23 protein-coding genes are annotated in these 26,574 nt (G+C 43.5%); 12 read left to right on the top strand and 11 right to left on the bottom strand.

Annotated elements, in window-relative coordinates; translation table 11 throughout:
- Positions 1–20: 20 nt before the first annotated feature.
- From HWE15_RS09980 to HWE15_RS09955, 6 genes are all read right to left on the bottom strand, one after another.
- Entirely contained in the window at positions 21–773 is a 753-nt protein-coding gene (locus tag HWE15_RS09980; RefSeq protein ID WP_290507381.1) for a LytTR family DNA-binding domain-containing protein, read from the bottom strand.
- The gene (locus HWE15_RS09975; RefSeq protein ID WP_290507380.1) at positions 770–1,840 is read right to left on the bottom strand and encodes a sensor histidine kinase; all 1,071 of its coding nucleotides are present in this window, start codon (positions 1,838–1,840) and stop codon (positions 770–772) included. The genes HWE15_RS09980 and HWE15_RS09975 overlap by 4 nt, the downstream gene beginning before the upstream one ends.
- A 72-nt stretch (positions 1,841–1,912) precedes the next feature.
- Positions 1,913–2,557: a hypothetical protein gene (locus HWE15_RS09970; protein WP_290507379.1), complete on the bottom strand. Its 645-nt coding sequence runs from the start codon at positions 2,555–2,557 to the stop codon at positions 1,913–1,915.
- Positions 2,558–2,568: 11 nt separating this feature from the next.
- Positions 2,569–4,728 carry a TonB-dependent receptor gene (locus tag HWE15_RS09965; RefSeq protein WP_290507378.1) on the bottom strand — a complete coding sequence of 720 codons (2,160 nt, stop codon included), beginning with the start codon at positions 4,726–4,728 and terminating at the stop codon, positions 2,569–2,571.
- Positions 4,729–4,852: 124 nt separating this feature from the next.
- Positions 4,853–5,926 (bottom strand): amidohydrolase family protein, encoded by a 1,074-nt coding sequence (locus HWE15_RS09960; RefSeq protein WP_290507506.1) that lies wholly within the window; start codon positions 5,924–5,926, stop codon positions 4,853–4,855.
- 195 nt (positions 5,927–6,121) lie between these two features.
- Entirely contained in the window at positions 6,122–8,677 is a 2,556-nt protein-coding gene (locus tag HWE15_RS09955; RefSeq protein ID WP_290507377.1) for a M14 family metallopeptidase, read from the bottom strand.
- Positions 8,678–8,769: 92 nt separating this feature from the next.
- Between HWE15_RS09955 and HWE15_RS09950 the strand changes: the two genes are divergently transcribed.
- The 3 genes from HWE15_RS09950 to HWE15_RS09940 are packed head-to-tail and all read left to right on the top strand — an operon-like array spanning position 8,770 to position 9,439.
- A complete protein-coding gene (locus HWE15_RS09950; RefSeq protein WP_290507376.1) occupies positions 8,770–9,033 on the top strand; it encodes a PLD nuclease N-terminal domain-containing protein in 264 nt (87 codons plus the stop codon).
- A gap of 11 nt (positions 9,034–9,044) precedes the next feature.
- Positions 9,045–9,266 carry a PLD nuclease N-terminal domain-containing protein gene (locus tag HWE15_RS09945; protein WP_290507375.1) on the top strand — a complete coding sequence of 74 codons (222 nt, stop codon included), beginning with the start codon at positions 9,045–9,047 and terminating at the stop codon, positions 9,264–9,266.
- Positions 9,266–9,439, top strand: a complete 174-nt coding sequence (locus HWE15_RS09940) for a PLDc N-terminal domain-containing protein (RefSeq protein WP_290507374.1) — start codon at positions 9,266–9,268, stop codon at positions 9,437–9,439. The genes HWE15_RS09945 and HWE15_RS09940 overlap by 1 nt, the downstream gene beginning before the upstream one ends.
- Positions 9,440–9,441: 2 nt before the next feature.
- Here HWE15_RS09940 and HWE15_RS09935 read toward each other — a convergent pair whose 3' ends face one another.
- Positions 9,442–10,332: a TIGR01777 family oxidoreductase gene (locus HWE15_RS09935; RefSeq protein ID WP_290507373.1), complete on the bottom strand. Its 891-nt coding sequence runs from the start codon at positions 10,330–10,332 to the stop codon at positions 9,442–9,444.
- A 116-nt stretch (positions 10,333–10,448) separates the two neighbouring features.
- On the opposite strand from HWE15_RS09935, the gene HWE15_RS09930 reads away from it, so the two are divergent.
- Positions 10,449–11,666 carry a voltage-gated chloride channel family protein gene (locus tag HWE15_RS09930; protein WP_290507372.1) on the top strand — a complete coding sequence of 406 codons (1,218 nt, stop codon included), beginning with the start codon at positions 10,449–10,451 and terminating at the stop codon, positions 11,664–11,666.
- A 13-nt stretch (positions 11,667–11,679) separates the two neighbouring features.
- Here HWE15_RS09930 and mazG read toward each other — a convergent pair whose 3' ends face one another.
- Complete coding sequence (gene mazG, locus HWE15_RS09925) at positions 11,680–12,480, bottom strand: nucleoside triphosphate pyrophosphohydrolase (RefSeq protein WP_290507371.1); 801 nt, start codon at positions 12,478–12,480, stop codon at positions 11,680–11,682.
- Between the two features lie 72 nt (positions 12,481–12,552).
- Here mazG and HWE15_RS09920 point away from each other — a divergent pair, with 72 nt between their 5' ends.
- Genes HWE15_RS09920 through HWE15_RS09910 form a run of 3 tightly spaced genes read left to right on the top strand, consistent with a single transcriptional unit; the run spans position 12,553 to position 15,406 of the window.
- Positions 12,553–12,783: a hypothetical protein gene (locus HWE15_RS09920; RefSeq protein WP_290507370.1), complete on the top strand. Its 231-nt coding sequence runs from the start codon at positions 12,553–12,555 to the stop codon at positions 12,781–12,783.
- A 59-nt stretch (positions 12,784–12,842) separates the two neighbouring features.
- Entirely contained in the window at positions 12,843–14,237 is a 1,395-nt protein-coding gene (gene glmM / locus HWE15_RS09915) for a phosphoglucosamine mutase (protein WP_290507369.1), read from the top strand.
- 26 nt (positions 14,238–14,263) lie between these two features.
- A complete protein-coding gene (locus tag HWE15_RS09910; protein WP_290507368.1) occupies positions 14,264–15,406 on the top strand; it encodes a cysteine desulfurase family protein in 1,143 nt (380 codons plus the stop codon).
- 332 nt (positions 15,407–15,738) lie between these two features.
- Here the strand turns inward: HWE15_RS09910 and HWE15_RS09905 are convergent, their stop codons facing one another.
- Positions 15,739–16,485: a hypothetical protein gene (locus tag HWE15_RS09905; RefSeq protein WP_290507367.1), complete on the bottom strand. Its 747-nt coding sequence runs from the start codon at positions 16,483–16,485 to the stop codon at positions 15,739–15,741.
- A gap of 103 nt (positions 16,486–16,588) precedes the next feature.
- Between HWE15_RS09905 and HWE15_RS09900 the strand changes: the two genes are divergently transcribed.
- On the top strand, positions 16,589–16,909 hold the full coding sequence (locus HWE15_RS09900) for a Rieske (2Fe-2S) protein (protein ID WP_290507366.1): 321 nt from the start codon (positions 16,589–16,591) through the stop codon (positions 16,907–16,909).
- Here the strand turns inward: HWE15_RS09900 and HWE15_RS09895 are convergent.
- On the bottom strand, positions 16,906–19,149 hold the full coding sequence (locus tag HWE15_RS09895) for a TonB-dependent receptor (RefSeq protein WP_290507365.1): 2,244 nt from the start codon (positions 19,147–19,149) through the stop codon (positions 16,906–16,908). The genes HWE15_RS09900 and HWE15_RS09895 overlap by 4 nt on opposite strands.
- A gap of 132 nt (positions 19,150–19,281) precedes the next feature.
- Here HWE15_RS09895 and HWE15_RS09890 point away from each other — a divergent pair, with 132 nt between their 5' ends.
- From HWE15_RS09890 to HWE15_RS09875, 4 genes are all read left to right on the top strand, one after another.
- On the top strand, positions 19,282–21,312 hold the full coding sequence (locus tag HWE15_RS09890) for an alpha-L-fucosidase (protein WP_290507364.1): 2,031 nt from the start codon (positions 19,282–19,284) through the stop codon (positions 21,310–21,312).
- A 91-nt stretch (positions 21,313–21,403) separates the two neighbouring features.
- Positions 21,404–21,976 (top strand): gluconate 2-dehydrogenase subunit 3 family protein, encoded by a 573-nt coding sequence (locus tag HWE15_RS09885; protein ID WP_290507363.1) that lies wholly within the window; start codon positions 21,404–21,406, stop codon positions 21,974–21,976.
- Positions 21,969–23,678 (top strand): GMC oxidoreductase, encoded by a 1,710-nt coding sequence (locus HWE15_RS09880; protein WP_290507362.1) that lies wholly within the window; start codon positions 21,969–21,971, stop codon positions 23,676–23,678. Before HWE15_RS09885 ends, HWE15_RS09880 begins: the two co-directional genes overlap by 8 nt.
- Positions 23,679–23,815: 137 nt before the next feature.
- Complete coding sequence (locus tag HWE15_RS09875) at positions 23,816–25,282, top strand: glycine--tRNA ligase (protein ID WP_290507361.1); 1,467 nt, start codon at positions 23,816–23,818, stop codon at positions 25,280–25,282.
- A gap of 155 nt (positions 25,283–25,437) precedes the next feature.
- Here HWE15_RS09875 and HWE15_RS09870 read toward each other — a convergent pair whose 3' ends face one another.
- Positions 25,438–26,457: a glycoside hydrolase family 43 protein gene (locus HWE15_RS09870; RefSeq protein ID WP_290507360.1), complete on the bottom strand. Its 1,020-nt coding sequence runs from the start codon at positions 26,455–26,457 to the stop codon at positions 25,438–25,440.
- Positions 26,458–26,574: the final 117 nt, after the last annotated feature.

Below are 26,574 nucleotides of genomic sequence, written 5' to 3'. Positions count from 1 at the left end.
TTTTCAGCTAATTATACTAATTATTGATCAAGCCATCCTTTAAAATCAGCAACTTTTTCACGACTGACCAAAATATCCGAGTCTTGACAATTCTTCAAGGCAACTTTCAATCTGCTATTGGAATAGGTAAAAACACCGTCAATAGCCTCTAAGGATGCAAGGAATTTTCGATTTAGGCGAAAAAATTTCGAGGGATCTACCTGTCCCTCGGTTTGTTCCATGGTCTGATCGAGGACATACTTTTTCCCCTCCAACGTCTGCAAGAATGTAATCCGCTCCTCGCTGAAGAAAAAAGAAACTTCCTCCACCGGAATACTTTGGATTTTCTCGCCAAACCTGACCAAAAAGCGGGATTTGTAGGTCTGTTGATTGGGACGTAGCAAATCTTTCAGCAGCTGCAGATCGAGATTTTTCTGAAGTTGATTTCGCTTGAATTTTTCGATTGCATTTTCCAGCTCTTTCGGATCAATGGGCTTCAATAAATAATCAACCGCATTCACCTGAAAAGCCTTAATGGCATATTGGTCAAAAGCCGTTGTGAAAATAACTGGTGAAGCAACAGGGCACTTTTGAAAAATTTCAAAGCTCAATCCATCAGCCAATTGAATATCGCAAAAAATCAAATCAGGTTGAGGATGCGCTCCCAACCAATCCACCGACTCCTTGACTGTATCCAAATTTCCAAAAACCCAAGCATCAGGAAAGTGAGGTTTCAACAGTGTCATTAATCGTTTTGCAGCAGGATTTTCGTCTTCGATTACTAGAATTCTCATGCCTCAATCTTTATCAATGGAAGAATAACCAAAAACTCATCTTCGCCTTTTTTGACCGTTGGAGCTGGGGCTTTTAGCAATTGATATCGCTGGGAAATATTTTTTAACCCAATACCGGAAGAAGCGGAACCGGATTGACTTTTCAACTGGAGGGTGTTGGTCACCCAAAGTGATCCTTCCTTTTGCCGAATATCGATAAACAGCGGATTTTCCTTGGAAGTTATATTATGCTTGATCGCATTTTCCAAAAGTAACTGCAAAGACAAAGGAGGCAGAAAATACCCTTCCTGCTCCTGAGCCTCCACCCGAAATTGTAATTTATCTTCAAAACGGATTTTTTGAAGATCAAGAAAGTTTTTGGCAAACTCCAGCTCCTTTTCGAGTGAGACCAAATCTTCCTGCTGAACCTCCAAAACATAACGATAAATACGGGAGAGTTTTTGGATGAATTCGGCAGAGCGATCAGCATCCTCATAGACCAAATTCGTGAGAACGTTCAGCGAATTGAACAAAAAATGAGGATTGAGTTGGTCTTTCAAACTTTGGTATTGACTCGAGATTTTCTCGGTTTTCAGCTTTTCAGCCTCCACAGCAGCTTTTCGCCATTCACCCAACCAAGACCAGGTGGTGAAAATTGCCATAATGATCAATGCTACTTTCATAGGCATCGTCGTTACACCGATCAATTCTCTCCAAGGTATATCAGTCAAAGAAAACTTTCCGAAAATCAACGCATAAAAAAATCCCATGATGAAAGACACCAGGAATGAATAGGCCATATAAATGACAACCGTTGCTAAAAGTCGCTTGATTGGAAATTCAATCCAAGAGATTCGATCATCAAGCCATCCTATTATAACAGAGCCCCCAAAACTTAACGCTGAGGAAATGAAAAAGGAAAAGATTAAATCCGGAATAATAAGTTTGAATCCTTTTAGAGAAAGAAAACAGCTTGGACAATTCATGACCATCAAAATCACCGCGATGAATAAATTAATAAGAATAAAAGGTCCAATTCGGGTGAATATATCCTTATGAACATCTGGATTTTTAAGTTCAAGTTGCATTACTGGAAATTAAGAAGAAAACCAACGAACCCAAAAATCAGATTCGTTGGTTTGTAAATTCCTTCAGGAAAATTATTGACATTTTTTCGCCAATTCTTCGGCTGTTGGAGCTCCCCAAGTTGGAAGAATGTAGCTTTCATCCACTTTTGCGCGCTCAGTTTTGTATAAATCCAAAGCGATTCGTGCCATGCCACAGGCTTTTTGCGGTCCTGACCCGAAAAACTCAGCCATTCCTAACTCCATCTGAGCCATCAAAGTCACTGCTCTTGGGTTTTCCCGATCTTGGTTAATAGCAATCCCAAATAATTGCATTACCTGTGGACTCATACTTTGTCCTCTCGATACAGGATCAAGGGATAATTTCCCCATCAGGGCATAGCCGTGTAAAGCAGTAAGTTCTGAATTGTTTGGTGATAATTCAGAAGCTTGATGAATCAATTCTATAGCGGAATCAAATTCCTGATCCTTGTTGATGTCAAATCGAAAAGCTGCTTCAATTTTAATCAAAGCGGCATAATACAAAGGCAACCATTCAGTGGATTCCGCTTCAGCAATTCGAAGAAAGGCATTGCTTACCTCTTGGGCTGATTCAGCGTCGGAAACTTCATTCATAGCTTGAATCTGAACCTTCATGGCCTCTTCAAAGGCCTGGTTGGGTTGTGAAAAAGAAGCAACTGAATGCAATACAAATGCGATTAAGAATGTGTACGTTTTCATGGTAAATTGATTTAGAGGTTATTTAATTGATTTGCATTTTTGTCTTTGGAAAGAGTCAAAAAGATCCCTAGAAAAAAGAAACGTGGTGCCGGCTGACCAATGGCACGGGACTCATAGACTCCCTGTGCATTGGGAGTGGCTGAGAAATCATAGCCGAAAATATTTTCTCTACCCAGTATATTGGTAATGGCTCCGTGGATGATCAGATTAGGACGAGGCAGGTAGCTCCAGCTAAGACTTAGATTTTGAAATCCGGGCGTTTTACTATTCATCTCACCAGATAGATTAGGATTGGTATAAGCATAGCCGTCATTCACTGCGAAACTGGCTCCCAATTGAGACTTAAGACCCGTCACAAAGTGCTTTACTACCACGGAAAGATTATGCTTGGGAGCAAAGCCTGGCTGAACTTGGGTAGAAAATTTTTCAAAGCTTCGCTTGCTGTCTACAAAGCTATAAGTCACCCAATAGTCTGTGTTTTTTAGGGTTTGACGATCACGGAAGAATAAATCAAAGCCTCGGGCATAACCGCTTCCTTCATTTCGGAGATTCACAGGATCCATAGGTACTCCTTCAAAGCGAACCAATTCGGAATATTCTTTCACAAAACCTTCCGCTCTGAAGGTAATTCCATCCTTATTCCAGAAATAATTTAGGATCAAATGATCGGCCTGCGTATTTTTCAAGTCTTTGTTCAGAACTCGATAATTCTCAAGTGGAGCCTGTGAAAATTTGCCTGCAGCCAAGGAAACCTGACCATGTTCTGAGGTCTGAAAGGCAAATGAAACCCGTGGATCTAGCCAATTTTCTTGTGTCAAAGAACTATAACCCGATCGAATTCCTCCTCGAACAACCAGCTTCTTGCTGAGATACCAATCCCACTCTGTGTAAATAAAACTTTGACCATCTTGAAAGCTTCGCTTCAGATCTTGGAGAGGAAGAGCTTCAAAATAGGTGTTGATAAAATGCTCTACTCCTAATTTCATGGAAACACGGTCCGAAAAATCCCGGATTGTAGAGGCTTTCAAGTGGGCCAATTGATTGTCCCGGGTAGTCTGAATACTGTCAAACGCAATCTCATCCGAATTGGAAGAAATGGAAGCCCCAACAAACCAAGTCCAACCCTTTGGGCTAATTTTAGACCAATTACTTTGAGCATAGCTATACTGGTTTCGAAGATCAATCAACGGACCGCTTCCTTCTTGTCCAGGCTCAGGCTGGCGGATTTTCATACCACCTGATTCTGTCCGGCCCAAAACTTTCAAGAGTCCATCTTTACCGAGCTTCTTTTGAGCCGCCACTTCTAAGTCCCAACCGAACGGAGCTCTTTCGAAGTCAAAATCCTGTTTCACCAATCCTTGATAAGGTGACAGATCAAAATAATTTCCCATGAGAGTAATACTTTGCTCCTCATTTGCTAAAGTGTGAGAATAGCCACCACCAACAGACATCAGGCTTAAATCACCCTGATTTCGGATGGAAAGATCTTTTGTATTCAAAGCCAAAGCCGAAGAAAGTGCCTGTCCATACTCAGCCGAGTAGCCTCCTGTGGAGAAAAAAGTTCCTTTGAACAGATTGGGATTAAAGCGGGTACGGGTGGGTACATTTCCAGCAGTCGTACCATAGGCATTGGCTACTCGCAGGCCATCGATATAAATTCCCACTTCGCTAGCATCTCCCCCACGGACAAAAAGACGTCCATCATTCCCTACAGCGCTGGTACCTGGAAGTGTTTGCAAGGCTCCTACAATATCTCCTACTGCACTAGGCGTAGTCACAATATCCAAAGGGCGAAGCACGACTGACTTCTTTTCGTCCGAAGCCTCCATTGCTCCGGCAGAAATCGTCACCCCATTCATTTCAGTGATTGCTTCCTTGAGTTTTTGATTGGGAATCAACAAGAGCTCGCCTTCACAGTCAACCGGGATCTCGATTGTCTTGAAACCCATCAGTCGAAATACTAAAATCTGCATTCCTTCCTGTTGGGTCTGAAATTCAAATTCACCTTCTACACCCGAAGTAGTCCCATCATAGCTGCCTTTGATCAAAACATTAACGCCTGGCAGGGGAAGCCCTTTTTCATCCAAAACACGGCCTGAAAGTACCGTTTGCCCAATTGCAAGGGTCTGGAGAAGAAAAAGATAGCAGAAAAGTATGAGTCGAAGGTTCATAGTGAATCGTATTTGACTCAAATATGAACCTTCAACCTATCCCTATAAAATCAAGCTGACTGAAGTGTAGAATATCGAAACTGAACTGTAAAAAAGTGAACCTGAAATTATTTTCAAGGAATGATTATTCCGGAAAAATAGAGGCATCCATACCCGGTACAATCCGAAGGGCATTTTTGTAATAGACCTTTTTCAATACCTCATCAGGTAAATCCAATCCATACATCCGCCAGAATGCATGATACTTTTTGTAGTAAGGGAAATACTCATCTGCTGTTTCCAATACTCGGAAATAGGTGTGAAACTCTTCCGGATTATATGCATCTTTCCCGAATAGTAGTCGATCCTGATACTTGATGAAAAATTCCCGAGCTCTCCTTGGTTGTCTTCCAAATTCTGCAATGACTGCACCGATTCCGAAATTCACATTCGGGTAGCGTTCCAAATGTGCCTCGGCCTTATCCAAATCATTAGCCATCCAACCCATATGGGCATTGATAAAGGTTGTATTGGGATGCTTTTCAAAAACGTGATGTTGCTCCGCGATGATTTGCTCGAAGGGAGCCGGATCCGTATCGGAGCGCTGTCGGTTAGGATGGGTTTTCAGTTCCAGCCAGCGTTCATTATTTGCATCCATCGGCTGCCAAAATTGAGCAGGGTCTGCGGAGTGGATGATGACCGGAATTCCCAATTCACCAGCCTTTGCCCAAACAGGGTCTAAATCCGGATGATCCACGGGTACCCGATTTCCATTTATATCCTTAACGGAAAGACCCAAGCTTTTGTAAATCTTCAACCCCACAGCTCCGGCTTGTACATCTTCTTCCAATTCTTTCACGGCAATCCGACTCCAATTTTCATCCCCAAACCCCGCAAAATTCAAATTGGTAAAGACCATAAACCTCCCAGGAGCATGAGTTTCAAATTCTTTCAACATGCCTCGGATATACTCCTGCTGGCTATTGGAGTCTCCTCTTCCGAAACCTCGCCCACTCAAATTCACCAAAACCCCCATGTTCAGCTCCTCCATATCAGAAAGAAGCTTTTCAATTTTCTCCTGATTGATTCCTCCCTGATGGCTATGAATATCCACAAAGGGAAACTTTGCTCGGGTAACTGGATTCTCAGGAACCTTAAGGGTTGAGGGAGGATTGTATTCCTCGAAGCTCATTTCCTGAGCCCAGGCAATCGGACTCATGCCTAGAAATAAAATAGCGATTGCAAAGATTTGAAGGTTTTTCATGTGGTTATAATTTGATTTAAGCAACCACGTGGAATGCCCGGGATTTAATCATCCACCAGTTTAAGAAGAATTCTATTGGGCATTTCATGGATTTGGAAAAAGGGTTGAAACAAAAATCCCAGTTCTTTTCACGAACTGGGATTAGAAATGTTATCGGGTGGTACCACCATTAATTACTTGTCCGAAGAAGATGGCATTCAGGAACAGTTTATTAGTTCCAAACCAGAAGGCCCGGAAATTCATATTATCTGCAAAAGCCACCACACGTCCCCGTCCTACGCCACGGACCTGAATTACGGATCCATTTTGTATTCCCGGCAAATTACTCGGGTGAAGATATCCTGATGCTAGCGGGTTTTCAGTATACACCAATGGGTTGGCATATGGATTCTCAGCTGGTTCCAAGAACAAATTATCATTTCGGAAGGTGTGGATATCTGAATCAGTATAACCATACCCGATCGGATGTGTCAAATCCAGTTTGGCGTTGAAAATCGCACCACCAGTCACCTTCGCCCCTGTAGCATTCTGGTAATCGGCATAGGATCGCTGAAGACCTTTGTCATCAGTATCTACCGATCTGAATTTAATGTCGGCAATTTCACTTTGTGCCAGCCATCGAAGCGCTCTACCTTTCGCGATCAATGTATTTCCTTTTGCAACCCAGGATCTAATTGCATTGGCTCCTGAAGAACCCAAGCTACCATAAGATCCATCAGGCATAATGATCACATTGTATCGCTCGATTACGTTGCTACTAACCCGGTCCATGGGCAACAGCGTGATTGGCATTTCAATGCGCTGATCCATCAAATGCCAGATTTCTCCAGCCTCATAGCTATCTACGCCTCCATCAACCAAAAGTGCAACATTCGGAGTTTCCAGTGGAGTGATAAAGGTAGACCCCATATTAATTCCCGAAGTATATCCCGTACTGATGGCATGGATATCTACAGTCGAGGAAGCGGCAATTTCCTGTAGTTTTTGGAAGAAAGTCTGATCGGATTGACCTGATTCTCCAGCATCAACCAAAATGGTCCCTCTGCCAAATGTCTTTCCTTCAGGGGTGGTGAATTCTGCATTGGCTACTCGCACGCGATATCCTTCCTTCAAAAGTTTATAGGCAGCTTTTGGCGCATAGTAATCTGTCCATTCTACCGCATATTGATAGGCACCTGATCCACCTACAACCTGTCCTGGCTTTAAGCTGAATCCATTTTTATTGATCTCCTGTACATTGGCCAAATTGAGGATGCGGCTGTTCAAGGCCATGTAATCCAAGCCAAACGCCATCGGATAGGTCCAAGCGGAGATATCATAGAAAAGGGAATCCTGGAAAGTTGTACGGGTTTCGAACATGGCCTTAATCAGACGATACTGAGGTTGATCCGCTGGAACGATGTAGGAATTTTCCTTTTTAAATTCCTTTCCATTCACGGTGATATCCTCTTTTAGGCTAAAAACCTTAATGTCATGCTGAAGAATCAAATCCGCTAGGTGAAAACTTCTTGCATCATCCTGTGCACTGCCGAAAATGTAGGCCTTATTTACATCTGCCGCTGTTTCCTCAGCAATTCCTTGATAGAAATCCCGCATCCACTGATTCAATTCTACTCGCATTTCCTTTGCTGCTTGGAAAGAAGAAAGATTGGCGGTGAATTGGTTTCGAATAGTGAAAGGAAAACTCAACATGCCATTTGCGGATTCCTGAAGATGCCCACGGGAACTTGCTTGCTCGAAAAGAATTCCAATTGAACCCTGCACATCCGGATAGGTGGAACCCTTTCCATAGTAGAAGTCATCATAGTTTTCCTGATTGTAGTACAAGGAGCCAATTTTATCCAAAGCCTTGGCATGATAAGTCCCGATTTTCTCGGTCAATTCAAAATTCTTGGTTGGCGTAAGTGGGTGAGTTCTGGAAGGTACTCCTGGTTGGAAGAAAAAGGTGCTATTGGTTCCCATTTCATGGAAATCCAAATGAATGTTCGGCAACCAACTTTGGAAAACTCGAACACGGTTTCTGGATTCAGGATGCTGTACAGGCAACCAATCGCGGTTCAAATCAAACCAATAATGATTCGTTCGGCCTCTTGGCCAAGCTTCATTATACTCTCGACCATTAGGGTCCCCGTTTAAGTTATACGCTTTATGAGAATTGACCCAAGAAGCGAATCGGTTCAAACCATCAGGGTTGATGGCTGGATCCAACAACAATACAATGTTTTCTAATTCCGCTTCTAGCTCATTTGCCGCTGCAAAATGGTAAGCCGCCAAAAGGGACGCATTCGCTCCACTGGGCTCGTTGCCATGAACAGAATACCCCATAAACATTACCACAGGCATAGATTCAATGGAAACGCTTGCATTGGGATCTCTTAATTTTTTTCGATCCGCTTTGATTTGATCCAAACGAGCCAAGTTGGCGGGGGAACTGATTGTCAATAAGGTTTGAGGTCGCTTTTCATAGCTTCGACCAGTTTCTTCAAAAATGACCCGGTCCGATGCAGCAGCGACGGCTTTCATATACATCACCAATTGATCGTGGGTCACATGCCATTCACCCACTTCATAACCCAAAACCTCTTTTGGGGTAGGAACATCTGGGTTGTAGGTATATCCTTCAGGCAAATAGTAGGAAAGATCTACCTGAGCACTAGCCCAAGTACTCAGAAAGCAAAAGGAAAGCAGAAATACAATTTTTCTCATGATATGATGATTAAACTTCCGACTAAATTCTTACTTATTTTTCTCAAAAAAAGCTATTTTGGAACAATGGTAAAAATAACTGAAGAAACGCAATGGATTTAATCACACCTGGACAAGGACTTTGGATTTGGCAAGTGGGAGGTGCATTTCTTTTGGTTGGGTATGCTGGCTTTTGGCTTTATGCAATGATAGACTTAATAAAAAGCGATTTTCGGGCACCCCATGAAAAAATGATGTGGTTACTGATTTTATTATTTACAACGCCTTTTGGAGTTTTTCTATACCTAGCCTTGAGTAGAAATCACAAAGAAAAGCGAAAATTTCAGCCTGATTTTTCAAGAAAATACCAAAATTAAACTACTGATTTATGCTATTTATCAACAATATCGGAGGAGGTTTTATCATCCTCTTTTTATTCAGTATCCTCTATTTTATCTTCTGGGTCTATTGCCTGGTAGACGTGCTACGTTCTGAATTCAAAGACCCCAACATGAAATTGATTTGGGTTTTGATTTTGGTCTTTGCCCAAGGGATCGGGCCTATCGTTTATATTTTGATGGGAAATAGCGGTAAAAAATACTCCTACTGATGTTTGGACTAGGAATCATCGGACTGGCCATTTATGCCTACACCATCTACGATGTAGTGGTAAGCAATTTTGCCAATGAAACAGATAAATTGATATGGTTACTGATTGTGGTGCTTGTTCCCTTTTTGGGAACGGTACTTTGGTTTGTGGTTGGGAGAGCGAAGCGCTTATAGGATCATTTTTTAAATAAATCTTTTAACGCCTCCTTTAAATCCTCAAATTCAAAGTCAAAACCAGCTTTTTGAATCTTTTGGCAAGAAACACGATTTCCACCCAGAACCATAGCCGCCATTTCCCCCAAAACCAGTTTAAGTAAAAATCCTGGAACACCTATGCCTAAATACGGCTTGCCTTTGGCACGGGCGGCCTCTAAGGTCAATAATTGATTAGTTGCAGGATTTGGACCTACTGCATTATAAATTCCTTGAAGCGTGGTTTTCTCCAAAGCAAACACAAACATCCTAGCCAGATCTTCAATATGAATCCAGCTCATCCATTGGTCTCCATTTCCTAAAGGTGCTGCCACTGGTGGCTTTAGCATTTCACCCAAAGCACCTCCTTCTGCATCCAAAACAATCCCTATTCGAAGAAGTACAGTTCGAAGATTTAGATTTTCAATCCGTTTGACTTCCTGCTCCCAAGCCACAACTACTTCAGCTAGAAAATCTTCTCCAGCAGGAGAATTCTCATCTACCAATGTAGTCCCGGTATTAAATCCATAATATCCTACCGCAGAGGCAGAAATAAAGGTGGTTGGTTTTTGAGTTGAATTTTCGATGGCAGCATATAACAAACGGGTACTTTTTACCCTAGAATCCAAAATCTCCTTTTTTCGCGCCGGTGTCCATCTTTCATCTGCAACTCCAGCTCCTGCCAAATGAATGACAGCATCTGCCCATTCCATGGCCTCCGGATCGAGCTCTTGCTTTGAAATATCCCATTGGAAAGATTTTCGTCCCTGAGAAGAGCGACTTAGCCAAGCCACCTCCATCCCTCTTTTTTCGAGTAATGCAGTGATCTTTCGACCAATCAGCCCCGAGCCTCCGGTGATGAGAATATTTTTCATAATGCAGATTTATAATGATAACCAATTTGGCCAGCCTTTGGTTGAAAGCCAGCTGTTGATTTCCAAAAATTCAATTTCTATTCCTAATTTGTCAACTGCAAGAACGGAAACCAACTTTGGCTATCAAATCATTTGCTATTTACTTTTTTCAATGGCTCATTGGAGGACTACTTATTGGGCTTCTAGCAGGCAGTGCCTCAGCCTTTTTTCTAATCGCTTTGGATTGGGCTAATAACTTCCGAGAAAGCCATCTATGGATCATCGCGTTCTTACCCATTGCCGGATTTTTGATTGGATGGTCTTATTATAAAATTGGACAAAACTCGGTCAAAGGAAATAATCTGCTTTTGGATGAACTTTACGAACACAAAAGCCCTATTCCTCTCCGTATGACCCCCTTGGTACTTTTTGGGACGATATTGACACATTTATTTGGAGGTTCGGCGGGACGAGAGGGAACAGCCGTCCAAATGGGCGGATCCCTAGCTGATCAACTCACTCGAATCATTGGCTTTGAACCCGAAAATCGCCGTTTAATCCTAATTGGAGGGGTTGCTGGAGGTTTTGCCTCTGTATTTGGAACCCCGCTAGCAGGAGCCATATTTGCTTTAGAATGGATGCACTCCAGACAACTTCGATGGAGATCTATTTATCCTGCTTTTTGGACAGCTTGGGTTGCCCACTGGGTCTGTGAAAGCCTATGGGGAGTAGGTCACACGGCATACCATATTTCGGAAGTACCGACTCATAGCTTGACCAATTTATGGTGGATGATTCCTGCTGGAATTGCCTTTGGTTTGTCTGGAAGACTCTTTGGGGAATCCACTCATTTTTTTTCAAAAATTTTTTCAAAGTCTATTTCATACCCTCCGCTTCGTCCGGTCGTTGGCGGACTCCTGATCGCTTTATTTGTATGGATTTCGGACAACACCACTTATTTGGGATTAGGGGTTCCGAGAATCTTAAACGCCTTTGAAAACCCTTTACCTTGGTATGACTGGCTGGCGAAAACAGGATTGACAGGGTTTACCTTAGGAGCCGGATTTAAAGGGGGAGAAGTGACGCCTTTATTTTTTACAGGGGCTACTTTGGGAAATGCCTTGCATGGGTTCATTCCGCTACCCTTAGCACTTTTAGCGGGTTGTGGTTTTGTAGCTGTTTTTTCAGGAGCAACCAATACACCCCTTGCCTGCACAGTCATGGGGATGGAGTTATTTGGAGCAGAAGCAGGAGTCTTTTTAGCCCTAGCTTGTGGAATCGCCTATGTGTTCAGCGGGAAAGGAAGTATTTATTCCTCACAGGATTTAGGCTGGAAAAAGAGTTGGTTTTATTAGAACCCGAAGGGTATTAAAGCTTTTTGGCTTCATTCCAAAACACATCCATCTCAGCCAAAGACATTTCACTGAGGTTTTTCCCGGCATCTTTGGCAGCCTTTTCCAAATATTGAAACCGCTTGATGAATTTCAAATTGGTTCGCTCCAAGGCTTCTTCGGGATTGATGTCGATAAACCGTGCGTAATTAATTAGAGAAAAAAGTAAATCCCCGAATTCGGCAGTAGCCTTTTCCTTATCAATTTCTTCATTGGAGGCTGCATTAAATTCATTTTTGAATTCCTGCATCTCCTCCTCCACTTTTTCCCAAACCTGGTGCTTTTCCTCCCAGTCAAAACCAACACCACGAGCTTTTTCCTGGATTCGCATCGCTTTGATTAAAGCAGGCAAAGATTTGGGCACACCCCCCAAAACAGATTGATTACCTTTCTCCTTAAGTTTTATTTTCTCCCAATTCTGACTCACCGTATCCGCATCATTGGCTTGGGTATCTCCATAAATATGAGGATGTCGGCGAATTAGTTTTTCACAAAGGGAATGGGTCAGGGAAGCCATGTCAAAATTCCCTTCTTCAGAACCGATTTTAGCATAAAAAACGATGTGCAAAAGTAAATCTCCCAACTCCTTCTTAATTTCCTCTGGATTTCCTTCCAATATGGCATCGGACAATTCGAAGGTCTCCTCAATCGTGAGATGTCGAAGGCTTTCAGTAGTCTGCTTTTTATCCCAAGGGCATTGAGCACGGAGTTCATCCATAATGGTCAATAGTCGATCAAAAGCAGCCAATTGCTCGGCGCGGGAACTTAAATTTGACATGATTTGGGAAACTAAGTTGATTTGGTAGTCGTTTTCGAAGTAAAGCTTTAAATTTGTGCAAATTTATCGGTTATGGCAACTGTATTAATCACACTCGGCTTTGTAGCATTATTCTTTGTATTGATGTCTGTAAGGCTTTTATTCATAAAAAACGGGGAATTCAAGGGTACTTGTGCTTCCCAAAATCCTTATCTGAACAAAGATGGTGGAACTTGTAGCTACTGTGGCAAAACCGTGGATGCGAATAGCTCCTGCGGTAATCCCGACAATGAAGTCGACAGGGTTCTAGCCAAATTCAAATAAACTTAATTCCTGCCTCGGGCAGGATTTTTTACGATTTTTCACCTAAATATTTACTGTACGTGTCACTGATCAAATCAATTTCCGGAATCCGGGGGACCATTGGAGGGAAAGCCGGAGAAGGTCTGACTCCTATTGATGTCGTCAAATTTACAGCTGCCTACGGGGCATGGGTATTGGAGAAAACAGGAAACCCGAAGGTCGTCATCGGAAGAGATGCGCGTATTTCAGGGGACATGGTTTCCCGCTTGGTTTCGGCTACCTTACAAGGCTTGGGCATTCATGTCATAGACTTGGGACTCAGCACTACCCCAACGGTGGAATTGGCCGTGCCTTTGGAAAAAGCCGGCGGAGGAATCATTTTAACAGCAAGCCACAATCCAATTCAATGGAATGCTTTAAAGCTTTTGAATGCTAAAGGTGAATTTATCTCCGATGCAGAAGGAAAAGATGTTTTAGAGAAAGCCGAAAATGAGGATTTTTCTTTTGCAGAGGTAAAAAAATTAGGGGGCTACACCGCTATTGACGATTATTTGGATCGGCACATCCAGCATGTTTTGGATTTGGAACTGGTAGATGTGGAAGCAATTCGAGCCAGGGGATTCAAAATTGTAGTGGACGCGGTGAATTCTACGGGAGGAATTGTGGTACCTAAGCTTTTGAAAGCCTTGGGCGTAGAAGTGGTCGAAGAAATGTATTGTACACCGGATGGTCATTTCCCCCACAACCCAGAGCCACTTCCAGAAAACCTTCGAGATATTTCACAAAAACTGGAAAAAGGAAATTTTGACCTAGGTATTGTGGTCGATCCAGATGTAGACCGATTGGCCTTGATCAATGAAGATGGTTCTCCTTTTGGGGAGGAATACACCTTGGTGGCAGTCGCAGATTATGTGCTTTCCAAAACTCCTGGAAATACCGTTTCCAACCTTTCCTCCACTCGAGCACTTCGGGATGTTACTGAAAAACGAGGAAGAAATTACACCGCAGCAGCTGTTGGGGAAGTTAATGTAGTCAACCAAATGAAGGCCGTTGAAGCTGTTATCGGCGGTGAAGGAAATGGAGGGATTATCTACCCAGCCTCTCACTACGGCCGTGATGCTTTGGTAGGGATTGGGTTGTTTTTAACCCACTTGGCCAAATTCGGAAAATCAATTTCTAGGCTTCGGGCTACTTATCCGAATTACTATATTTCCAAAAATAAAATCGAACTCACTCCTGATATCAATGTGGATAAAATCCTAGCTGAAATCAGGGAAAAATATAAAAAACAGCCCATCAACGATATCGATGGTGTTAAAATTGAATTTGAAAAAGAGTGGGTTCACTTGCGTAAATCCAACACAGAACCAATCATTCGCATCTATGCGGAATCGGATTCAGAGGCAAAAGCCGAGCACTTAGCCAAAAAAATCATGCTTGATATCAAGGAAGTAGTCAGCGCTTCCCTGATTTAACGAAAAACCCAATTAACGAAGAAAAGATGAAGGTCTATTTTGACAATGCCGCCACCACGGCCATGGATGAGCGAGTAATCGAAGCCATGTTGCCCTTTATGAAAAATCACTACGGAAATCCCTCCTCAGTGCATAGCCATGGTCGGGAGGTACGTACGGCGATTGAAAAAGCGCGAAAAAAAGTGGCGGAATTGCTCAATGCAACCCCTTCAGAAATCTTCTTTACCTCTGGTGGAACTGAAGCTGACAATACGGCTTTAGTCTGTGGAATTGAAACCCACAGCATCCAACATGCCATCACTTCTCCTATTGAGCATCATGCGGTTTTGCACACATTAGAAGTTTGTGAGCAAAAAGGAAAAATCCAATTGCACACACTGGATGTGAATGCCCAAGGGGAAATTGATCTAAATCAGTTGGAGGAGCTTTTGAAAAAGCACCCCAATGCTTTGGTATCCTTGATGCATGCAAACAATGAGATTGGAAATCTGAACGATTTGGAAAAAATCGGTTCATTAGCTCGAGAATATGGAGCGTTTTTCCATTCCGACACGGTGCAAACTATGGGTCACTACAGCCATGATTTAAAAACTCTCCCTGTAGATGCAATGGTGGCTGGTGGACATAAATTCCACGGACCCAAGGGATCAGGCTTTTTGTATGTTCGAAAAGACAAGAAAATCCATCCATTCATTCATGGAGGTGCGCAAGAGCGAAATATGCGAGGAGGAACCGAAAATGTAATCGGAATCATCGGGATCGCGAAAGCCTTGGAACTTGCCTACGAAGATATGGCTTCACATGAAGCTCATATTCAGGCTTTAAAGAAGCATTTTATCGAAAAGTTAAAATCAGAAATTCCTGGAGTTGAATTCAATGGACTTTCAGGACAAACTGAAAAATCACTATATACAGTATTGAATGTCAGCATGCCACCATCCGAGGCGAATGCAGGGATGTTGCTGTTCAATTTGGATTTGGCCGGAATATCCGCTTCTGGAGGTTCGGCCTGCAGTTCGGGAGCTACTGTGGGATCCCATGTTTTGAGAGCCCTCGATCATAATCCTGAGCGGGACTCAGTCCGTTTCTCCTTCAGTCGATTCAATACGCTGGAAGAAGTAGATTATACGGTAGAGAAATTGAAAGAACTCTACACAGTAGAAGCATAAAAAAAGGAGCCCGGGAGGCTCCTTTTTTATTTCCTTTTTCCCACAGATTCACGCAGAAAAAAAACACAGATCCCCACAGATCTGCTTTACCAAAATCTGTGAATATCTGTGGAAGAAATCAGTGTTAATCTGTGGGATAGTAAAGAGTCTAAAGGTTTTCTTTTTAACTTTTTAAACCCTCCTGTCAATTCAAGCTGTAATTTCTGAGTAGAAGTTAAATTTCCCACAGATATTCATAGAAAAAGTCACAGATCAACACCGATCAGCTATAACAAAATCTGTGATTATCTGTGAGAGAAATCAGTGCTAATCTGTGGGATACGGGAAAACAATTACTTCTTCGCCCCTGGATACCCAATCGCATAGGGTGTCCAAATTTCATAGATAGGATTTCCCGTTGAGCTCAAGCCACTGTGATGCCATTCTCCATCAATCACTTCATAATTGAAGCTCAAGCTTGCTCCCACTCGGGAATCATCCCGTGAAAAGAAGGTGATGTTTTCGGTATACTTTCCATCCACTGCGGTGTAAGTACCCCCACCAGAACCGCTAAACTCCTTGGTTTCGGAATTGAAAGCCACCCATTGAAATCTTCCTCCGGATAGAATCTTGATCGTTCTCCGGGCTCCCGGAGTGGAACGACGAATTTCATCATCCCGCTTTCTACCAGTGATTACCCAATTTCCGGTCAAATCATCTTTGGCATCTGATACACGTTCCCAGATCTCCACCAACATTTTCCCATTGATTTCACTAGAAATTACCATTTTACCATCTACCCAATCCAGGGTGTATTTATTGACAGTTCCTACCTGAAATGGATCTAAGGTGAAAAAATCCAAAGTTTCGGTGTAGTCATTTCCATTCAACTCAAATGGCCCTCCCCCAGCACCTACGAAATGATTGTCTGCTACTTGTTTTGCCCCAAAAGCAAAATAACCATCCTGATAAATTTTAACGTATTCGATGTCCTCCACCGGCTGCCCGTCCTGATGCGTCATTTTCCAAGCCCCTTCGATGGACTGAGCATTTGCCCAACCAAAAAGCAGCATTCCTATTATTAAAAGGTATGTTTTCATGTTATTTTCATTCAGTTTGTAGGAAATTACCAAAACAAACTCTGGAAATCCAACCTTTTCTTTTCAGCGGTTGGATTTCATTAATTTTTACCTAAACTCAAGCATGAAAAACTACCAACTCGGTTCTTCTCGAGAATCAGTTATTTCCCTTTTCCCAAATAGGACAATCAAGAAAGTTCGCTTGGGTGAAAAGGAAATAGGGATCATCAGAATGGATGAAGAATTTTTTGCATTTGACGCTACCTGTCCCCATCGAGGCGCCTCTCTCCTGCAAGGCCGCATCAATGGAAACGGGGAGATCGTCTGCCCATTACACGAATACAGATTCGAGTTAAAAACAGGACAGGTGAAAGCCGGTATATGCCCCGATTTACCTGTTTTCAAAACTGAATTGACTGATGAAGGATTGTTGATTTCTATTTAATACCGAAAGTTGACTTTTGCCCCGAAGTAAAAATTCCGCTCTGGAGCTGGCTGATAGTAGCGACCTCCAAAAGGATTCAAGTCATTTCCCAAAGAATACAATTCATCCAATAAATTATCAACCCCGAAATAGATTTCCATATCCAATCGCTTGGAAATTGGTTCGATAAAACCCATCCGTAGATTCATCAAGTTGAAGGAATCCTGATAAACCGTGTTAGCATCATTTAGAGGAATTTCGTCGGTGAACTGATGGGTCAAGTTCAAATACACATTCCCCGAAAATCTAAAATCCAAGGTACTGACCAGCGTATTTGGAGCAACTCCAGTCAATTGATTTCCGGAAAAATCATTCTCCCTTTTTTGATAATCTTTGAATTTAAAATAGTGTCCAGTAAAGGCTGTACCCCATTTAATTCCCCGCACCAATCCGGCATTCCGCTGCACTAAAATCTGATAATCTATTGCGGCTTCGATTCCTTTTTGGTCCGTAGAACCTGCATTCCGGAAAAGTACTACCCCTTGTTCATTCGTATAGGTCGTGATCGTTTCATTTAATCTGAAATAAAAGGCCGTCAAGTCAAGATTCAATCGATCTTTTCCCAATCGATAGCCTACTTCGAAATTGGTACCTTTTTCTGCTTCCAAATCCAGATTCAGGCTTCCTTCGTTGGTACGAACCTCATCAATCGTAGGAGGAGAAAACCCGCTACTGATAGAAGCCCTCACGGCAGAGAACTCATTTAAACTATAGCTCATGGCCAATCGGGGAACCAAAATGGGGTCGAAAGTCCGCTTCTGTAACCCCGTAGGGCCTCCACTCGCATCAATTTGCCGATCGATTTCGAAGGAGGAAAAGTTTTGACTAAGCCCAAGAGTCACCAGCAATTTTTCGGACAACTCCCATTCTGCCTGCTGAAACAAAAATCCTTGCGTAGCTTTTAACTTATCTGCAAATCGGATGGTATCCGCAACTCCATCTCGATTCCCAAAATTTTGAGCATCGGTTAGGCTTTGTTGGTATTCTGCTCCCGCGATCAATCGGAATGGTTTCCCTGCCAAGGCCCAATCAAAGGTGAATCGTGTCCTACCTCCATAACCAAAGCCCAATTCTTTTTTGTAATCCAAAATGAATGGATTTTCGAAATCATTTGTATTCAGGTACAGGCTAGTGTTATTTTCAACTTTTTCTGAAAAACGATAACGATGCCCTAGCGTAGCTAAAACTGCCTGTTGGGAAATCGAACTGTTCTGATCGACCGAACCAGGCCGGGCTTGCCGTGGATCCTCTGCCAACTGGTTTTCATTGAGAGCTCCTGGAATCTGATAATCCAAATCTGAAATCAACAATTGTGTTCGGATTTCTTGCTTTTCATTGATAGGAAAATATCCCCCGGCTTGAAAAACAGTTCGATCCACAGCCGAATGCTCCCGATAGCCTTCGCTTTCCTGATTCACAATAGAAACTTCCAATCCTCCATCTCCTATGGGTTGGGCAATTGCAAATCGGCCTTTATTCAAACCAAATGAACCGGAAACCCATTCCGAGGTAAGTAAGCCAGTTTGGGGATTGGCTTGACTTCGTAGGTTGATCACTCCGCCATTTCCTGCACCATAAATACTTCCAGAAGGACCCTTGATCACTTCTGCAGTCCGAATATTACTCAGGTCCAACAAATTCAAAGCAGTCGTTCCATCCGGTGCGGTGATAGGCACCTCATTCCAATAGACTTTCACGTTACGAACGCCAAAAGGAGCCCGAAGCGAACTTCCCCGAATAGAAACCCGATAGCTGGCAGGCGCCCGCTCTTCAATCCGTACACCCGGCTTAGTATTGAAAGCATTTACAATAGAGGTTTCATTGAAGCGAAAGAAATCAGACTCTCCAATCAGGCTAATCGAAGCCGATTGCTCCAGAAGCGGTCTTTCCGTTTCGAAAGCACTGATAGTGACTTCTGAAAGGGATATACTAAGCGGAAACAAAAAGATGGTTTTTTCTTTGGACTGTATAGTTTCCGAAAAAGACTCGTATCCGGCTTTAAAAAAGGTAACCTTCAAAGGGGTGCTCCCCTCCAAAATCACCTGACCCAATCGATCGGTTTGAAACTCATCTCCTGACTCTAATCGAATACTCACCTCCGAAAGCAGGTCGAATGTCAATCCATCGCGGATAGTCAGTGTAACTTGAGCCCAAGCGGAAAACGAAAAGAAAACCAAAAAAAGAGGTAGCAGCTTTTTCATACCCTGAAAATACAAGGAATAGACAGCAATAGTTTCCCTTATTTTTCCAAATGGCAGAAAAGCTTGTTTGAATCTTCCTTTTCCTTTCCAAATCCTTCGAAATTTCTTAGAATGCTTCTTAAAATTCGGTTTATGAAAAAACAGCTCCTCCCGCTACTACTTCTTCTTTTTACTTATTGTCAGGAAAAAGCAACTCCACCAAATCCAGTCTTTCCTATCCCTGATGAGCGCCAAATTGCTTGGCAGGAATTGGAATTTTATGGTTTTGTGCATTTCAATATGAATACCTTTTCCGATCGGGAATGGGGATTTGGAGATGAAAAGCCAGAGCAATTTAATCCTACTGCGCTTGACGCCCGACAATGGGCCCGCATCGCCAAAGAAGCCGGGATGAAAGGTCTAATTATCACCGCCAAGCATCACGATGGATTTTGCCTCTGGCCTTCCGAATACACCGAACACTCGGTCAAAAACAGCCCTTGGCGAGATGGAAAAGGGGATTTGATTCAGGAATTTGCAGATGCTTGTCGGGAATATGGATTGAAAGTGGGGATTTATTATTCTCCTTGGGATCGGAATCATCCCGACTATGGCAAGCCGGAATACATCATCTACATGCGCAATCAGTTGACCGAATTGCTAACGAATTATGGGGAAATCTTCGAGGTTTGGTTTGACGGGGCCAATGGAGGTACGGGTTGGTATGGTGGTGCCAACGAAGAGCGAAAAGTGGATAAATTGACCTACTATGATTGGCCGACGACCCATCAATTGGTTCGTGACTTACAACCTGGAGCCATGCTATTTAGTGATGCGGGACCGGATGTACGTTGGGTGGGTAATGAACACGGCTTTGCCTATGAAACCACATGGTCCAACCTGATGCGGGACTCGGTCTATGCAGGCATGCCTGAATACTCAGAAAAATGGGCTTCGGGTCAGGAAAACGGGACACATTGGGTTCCTGCAGAGTCCGATGTGAGCATTCGACCGGGTTGGTACTATCACGCCTACGAGGACCACAAGGTCAAAAGCCTTCCCCAATTGATGGAAATTTTCTACAAAAGCATCGGCCGAAACTCTTCCCTTTTGATCAATTTCCCTGTGGACACAAGAGGCTTGATTCATGAAAATGATGAAGAAGCTATCTTGAAGATGGCTGCAAAAATCCGAGAAGATTTTCAAACAAACCTTGCCCAAGAGGCAACAGTATCTGCCAGTTTAGATAGAGGATATGGCTATGAAGCGGAATTGACAATCGATGGAGATTATTCTACCTATTGGACCACTCCTGATGGAGCAGTTGAAGCACAATTGGAATTGGATTTTGGAAAAGAAATCAGCTTCAATCGACTGCTTTTACAGGAATTTACACCCTTAGGGCAACGAGTGAAAGCCTTTTCTTTGGAAGCTGAAAAAGATGGAAGTTGGGAAAAAATCACATCGGGTACCACTATCGGTTACAAGCGGATTTTACGGTTTCCTGATGTGAGCTCTCAAAAGATCCGGATTCGTTTCGAAGATGGAAAAGACATTCCGCTGATCTCCGAAGTAGGTGTCTTTTATGCCCCAAAATTACTTTTGGCACCGGAAATCAAACGGGAAAAATCAGGATTAGTAAGCTTAATCTCTCCGGATGAAGGCCTGGAAATCAGGTATTCCTTAGATGGTAGCGAACCTACCCAAATCTATGACAATCCATTCCAAGTTGAGGGAGCCACTACACTCCAGGTACTTTCTTTTGACCCAATATCCGGTCAAAAAAGTGAGATTTTCAGAAAAGATTTAGAGATAAGCAAAGCAAAGTGGAAAAGCGAGGGTGAGCGAGCCATAGATGAAAATCCGGCAACTTATTTTACTACTTCGGAAAATGAACTAATTGTGGATTTAGAGAAGAAATTATCAATTCAGGGATTCTCATATCTGCCCATGCAGGCCCGCTATCCCAGTGGTCATATCACCGAATATGCCTTTTTGGTAAGTTCAGATGGGAAAAATTGGCAGGAAGTCAGCCGAGGCGAATTCTCCAACGTAGTCAATAGCCCCGTAAAACAATTCATCCGATTTGATCCAAGAGAAGCCAAATTCATTAAACTTCAAGCTTTAAATACGGCTGATGGCAATCCAGCCACAGTTGGAGAACTCGGAGTTATGACCCGATAAAAAATGAAATCCACCAGTAATGGGCTTGATCTGGGATTTTGCTTGAAAAATCCCTACTTTTTAAATCTGATTGCTTTAAACCCAAAACCTAATGAATAGAAGACATGCTTTGCGGCATATTGCACTGATTTCCGGAGGACTTGCCCTGATTCCTTCCTGCGATTTCAGTCAGGAAGACATTCTTGCCGCGTATGACCATCTCAAAATTACACCTTCCCAAAAAGCCCTTTTGGGAGCTATTTCAGATACCATTATTCCTGCAGGAGAAATCAAAGGAGCCCTAGACCTAGAAGTTCATGATTTCATTTTGGTCATGGTGAATGACTGTTTTACATCGGAAAATCAGGAGAAATTCACAGCTGGTCTAACAGCTTTCCCGGATTTCGTTCAGGAGCAAAGCGGTAAAAAATTCGATGGACTTAGCACCAAAGAACGTGAACAACTCATTTTAGATGCGGCCAAATTGGAAGGAGATGATTCCGAAGCGGGCAAGCGAAATGGGAACATCTCGTATTTTGTTAATTCCGCCAAGCGCTTCACCATTCAAGGCTACATGGCATCCGAATACATTCAAACCGAAGTGGTACCCTATTCCCTTATTCCGGGAGAATACAATGGGGCTGTTTTGATTTCTGACCTTCAAAAACCTCGCGTCAATGGCTAATCTCAATATTCGAAGCAAACAAGAGCGAACTTATCAGGCCATCGTGATTGGTTCGGGAATCAGTGGCGGCTGGGCTGCCAAAGAACTTTGTGACTTGGGCGTCAAAACCCTCATGCTCGAACGTGGCCGTAATGTGGAGCACATCAAAGACTACCCCACTACGAATATGCTCCCCTATGAATTTCCGCATCGGGGTCAAATTCCGGAGGAAATCAAACAGGAAAATCCCGTAGTGAGTCGCTGTTATGCTTTCCGGGAAGATGCCATGCATTTTTTCGTGAAAGACACAGAGCATCCTTATGTACAGGAAAAACCATTCGATTGGATTCGTGGCTATCAGGTCGGGGGAAAATCCTTGCTTTGGGCCCGGCAGGTGCAACGCTGGTCGGATTTTGACTTTGAAGGACCTGCCCGGGATGGCTTTGCCGTGGATTGGCCGATTCGCTACAAAGACATTGCACCGTGGTACAGCCATGTGGAGAAATTTGCTGGCGTTTCCGGCAACCGAGATGGTATTCCTCAATTGCCAGATGGTGAGTTCCTACCAGGCTATGAATTGAATGTAGTAGAAAAATACTTTGCCGAGCAATTAAAAAAGCACTACGGGAATGATCGCCATATGATCTCTGCCCGATGTGCGCATATTCATGGGAATGCGGAGTTCTATGCCCAGCAGGGAAGAGCGCTTTGCCAAAACAGAAACCTCTGTCAGCGAGGTTGTCCGTTTGGAGGATACTTCAGTTCCAATTCCTCCACCATCCCTTGGGCCCTGAAAACAGGAAACTTGACTCTTCGCCCTGACTCCATCGTTCATTCTATTATTTATGATGAAGAAAAAGGGAAAGCCACAGGCGTCCGAATCATCGATCGCTTGACCAAAGAAATGGAAGAGTTCTACGCAGATGTGATCTTTGTAAATGCAGCCGCTTTGAATACCAATGCCATTTTATTGAACTCGACGTCCACTCGATTCCCTAATGGTCTTGGCAATGACAATGGGCTACTTGGGAAATATGTGGCCTTCCACAACTACCGGGCACGGGTTTCAGCAGAATACGAAGGTCATTCCGAATACACTACTTCCGGAGGAAGACCAACAAGTGGCTATTTCCCGAGATTCCGAAATGTGTACAAGCAGGAAACGGACTTTCTACGAGGGTATGCGGCAGGATTCTCTGCCAGCCGTGGTGCAGGCGCAGATACAAGCGGAGTGGGAATGGATCTCAAAAACAGCCTACTCAACCCCGATCGATACGGCCCTTGGCGCGTAGGTTCGCATATGATGGGCGAAACCATTCCGAAGGAAAGCAACTATGTAGCTTTGGATCCGAACCTGAAAGATGAATGGGGCATGCCCCAGCTCAAAATCTCAGTCGACTACGATGACAATGATGAAAAAATGGTCAAGGATTACATCGAGCAGATGACGGAGATGTTTACCAAAGCGGGATTCACCAATATCCGATCAAATGACAGCAAGCAGGCTCCTGGCTTGGATATTCATGAAATGGGAGGAGTTCGAATGGGAAAAGATCCTAAGACTTCCCTGCTCAATGCCAACCATCAATTGCATGCCGTACCGAATGTCTATGTGACCGATGGCGCTTCCATGACATCCACTTCTACGCAGAACCCATCACTGACCTATATGGCTTTTGCGGCGAGAGGTGCACACCATGCGGTGGCGGAGAGTAAGAAATGATAAATTGAATATGTTGAATTGAGAAAAGCCCAAGTCGAGAGATTTGGGCTTTTTTATTTTGTGCCAACTCAAACCTGAAATATCAATTTCTATCCCTTCCTCCCCCAAATCAATTTGTTTCCTTAATTTTGCGCCCTATGGCAAAGACAGCGACTCCGGCGGAAAACGCCCAACTGAAAGATATAATTGCCCATGCCAAAGAGTATGGGTTTGTGTACCCTAGTTCGGAAATCTACGACGGCCTGCAAGCGGTTTATGATTATGGAGCTTATGGGATTGAGTTGAAAAACAATCTGAAGCGATTGTGGTGGGAAACCATGACCCGTGTCCACGAGAATATTGTGGGAATCGATGCGGCGATTTTTATGCACCCGACGACTTGGAAGGCTTCCGGTCACGTGGATTCATTCAATGATCCCATGATTGATAACAAGGACAGCAAAAAACGCTACCGCGCCGATGTCTTGGTCGAGGAGCATGCTGCGAAGTTAGAAAATGAGGGGAAAGTTGAAGAAGCCAAACAACTCACCGCTGCACTGGCGAGATTGCTGGAAGCAGAGGACTTGGCTGGAGTTCGTGACTTAATCGTCAATGAAGGCATCATCTGTCCGATCAGTGGCACAAGCAATTGGACCGATGTGCGCCAGTTCAACCTGATGTTTTCTACGCAGGTTGGTTCTGTAGCTGACGATGCTTCCACCATTTACCTGCGTCCGGAGACGGCTCAGGGGATTTTTGTCAACTTCCTGAATGTGCAGAAAACTGCCCGTATGAAGGTTCCTTTTGGTATCGCCCAAATTGGGAAAGCCTTCCGAAATGAGATCGTCGCCCGCCAGTTTATCTTCCGTATGCGAGAATTCGAACAGATGGAAATGCAATTCTTCGTACGCCCCGGCACCGAGCTGGATTGGTACAAGCAATGGGCTGAGACCCGGATGAACTGGCATTTGGCATTGGGTACGCCGGCTGAAAAGCTCCGAAAGCATGACCATGAGAAATTGGCGCACTATGCCAATGCAGCCATGGATATCGAGTACGAATTCCCATTTGGTTTCAAAGAAGTCGAAGGAATTCACTCACGCACAGACTTTGACTTGAAATCTCATCAGGAATACTCCAAGAAAAAGCAGCAGTACTTCGATCCGGAGATCAATCAGAACTACATTCCTTATGTGATTGAGACCTCTATTGGAGCGGACCGCTTATTCCTCTTGACGCTTTGTAATGCCTACACTGAAGAGAAAACCGAGGACAAAACACGCGTTTATCTGAAGTTCCACCCTGCAGTTGCTCCGGTAAAGGCAGCGATTTTGCCTTTGACCAAGAAAGACGGTTTACCGGAAAAAGCTCAGGAAATTGTGGAGCTTTTGAAATATGATTTCAATATTATTTACGAGGAAGCTGCATCCATCGGTAAGCGATACACCCGTCAGGATTTGATCGGAACGCCATTCTGTATCGCCGTAGATCATCAGACTTTGGAAGACAATACGGTGACCATCCGTCATCGAGATACTACTGAGCAAGAACGAGTTGCTATCTCCGATTTGCATGGCAGAATCGCTGAGGCGACGAGCTTTAGACGGGTTTTTGAGAAGATATAATTCCTGCTATTACTGTTAGACAATGACAGCTTCAAAGACAATTATTATGCTGCTTCTCCGGAAGCAGCATTTTTTATTTTCAGGCTCTTATATAGCTCCTTGGAATTTGTAACTCTGAAGATCAGAATATTTTTATCACTTTTATCCTTCTGATATCAATCAATTGGATTTGCCGCCACCCCTTCAAATGTCATCACGATTGGTTTGATGGTTCCATCCTCATTAAATTCCATCACATCGATACAGGTAACACGATGATCCCTATCCTCATTGGGGATAGGTCTTCGGTGATAGACCATATACCAATCGTCTGAATTTGGTTTATGGATTACGGAATTATGTCCTGCTCCTGTCGCGATGCTGTCTCTTTCCAGTATGGTTCCCACTCGTTCAAAAGGTCCTGTAGGGGAATCAGCCATGGCATAGGCCACTTTGTAGCTTTCATTAGTCCAACCTCCTTCGGACCACATCAGGTAATAGGTTCCGTTTCTTAAGAACATAAAAGGCCCTTCCACATAGCCTTCAGGCGTGATTTCGTGGAAAAGTTCACCATCTTCCCAAGGCTCAAAGCCGGTGAAATCAGCATTTAATTTACCCAAATTACAATGTCCCCAGCCCCCATAAAAGAAGTAATGCGTTCCGTCTACATCCTTGAAGACAAACTGATCGATAGGCTGAGCGCCATTGTAAAATTCAGAAAGTAGAGGCTCACCCAGATAATCTTTGAAGGGTCCACCGGGATTATCTGCCACAGCAATTCCTATTCCTCCAAAATGGTTGATGTCATTATTGGGATCATAGCCCGGACGATCTGGAGTTTGGATGTCATTTGCAGAAAAGAAAAGATAATACTTTCCATCTTTTTCGATGGCTGCCGGAGCCCACATGGCTTGACGGGCCCATTTGATGGCGGCAGTATCCAGGATTCTTTCGTGCTTTTCCCAGGTGACTAGATCTTTGGAAGAAAATGCATCGAAATGGAGCTGATCCTTGTAGCGTGCCGAAAAAGTCGGGTAGATCCAATATTCGTCTCCGAAAACTACCCCTTCCGGATCTGCATACCAGCCTTCAAAAATGGGGTTACCCGAAAGCTTAGGAGGGGTTTCTTGGGTTTCGGTTTTGGGTGAACAGGCAAAAGCAAAGATTAGAAAAAATGCGAATAAACTTGATTTCATAGTTGAGTAGGTTTGGGAACTAAAAATAAGAGAAATGAAAGGAGAAAAGGAAATCGTGGCTGACATTGCTGTTTAGGGCCTTGCTGTTCAAGATTTGCAATCTTGAACTTTTAGGAT

This window comes from Algoriphagus sp. (assembly GCF_013373065.1).
GTDB lineage: Bacteria > Bacteroidota > Bacteroidia > Cytophagales > Cyclobacteriaceae > Algoriphagus.
This window is presented reverse-complemented; position numbering and strand designations above follow the sequence as displayed.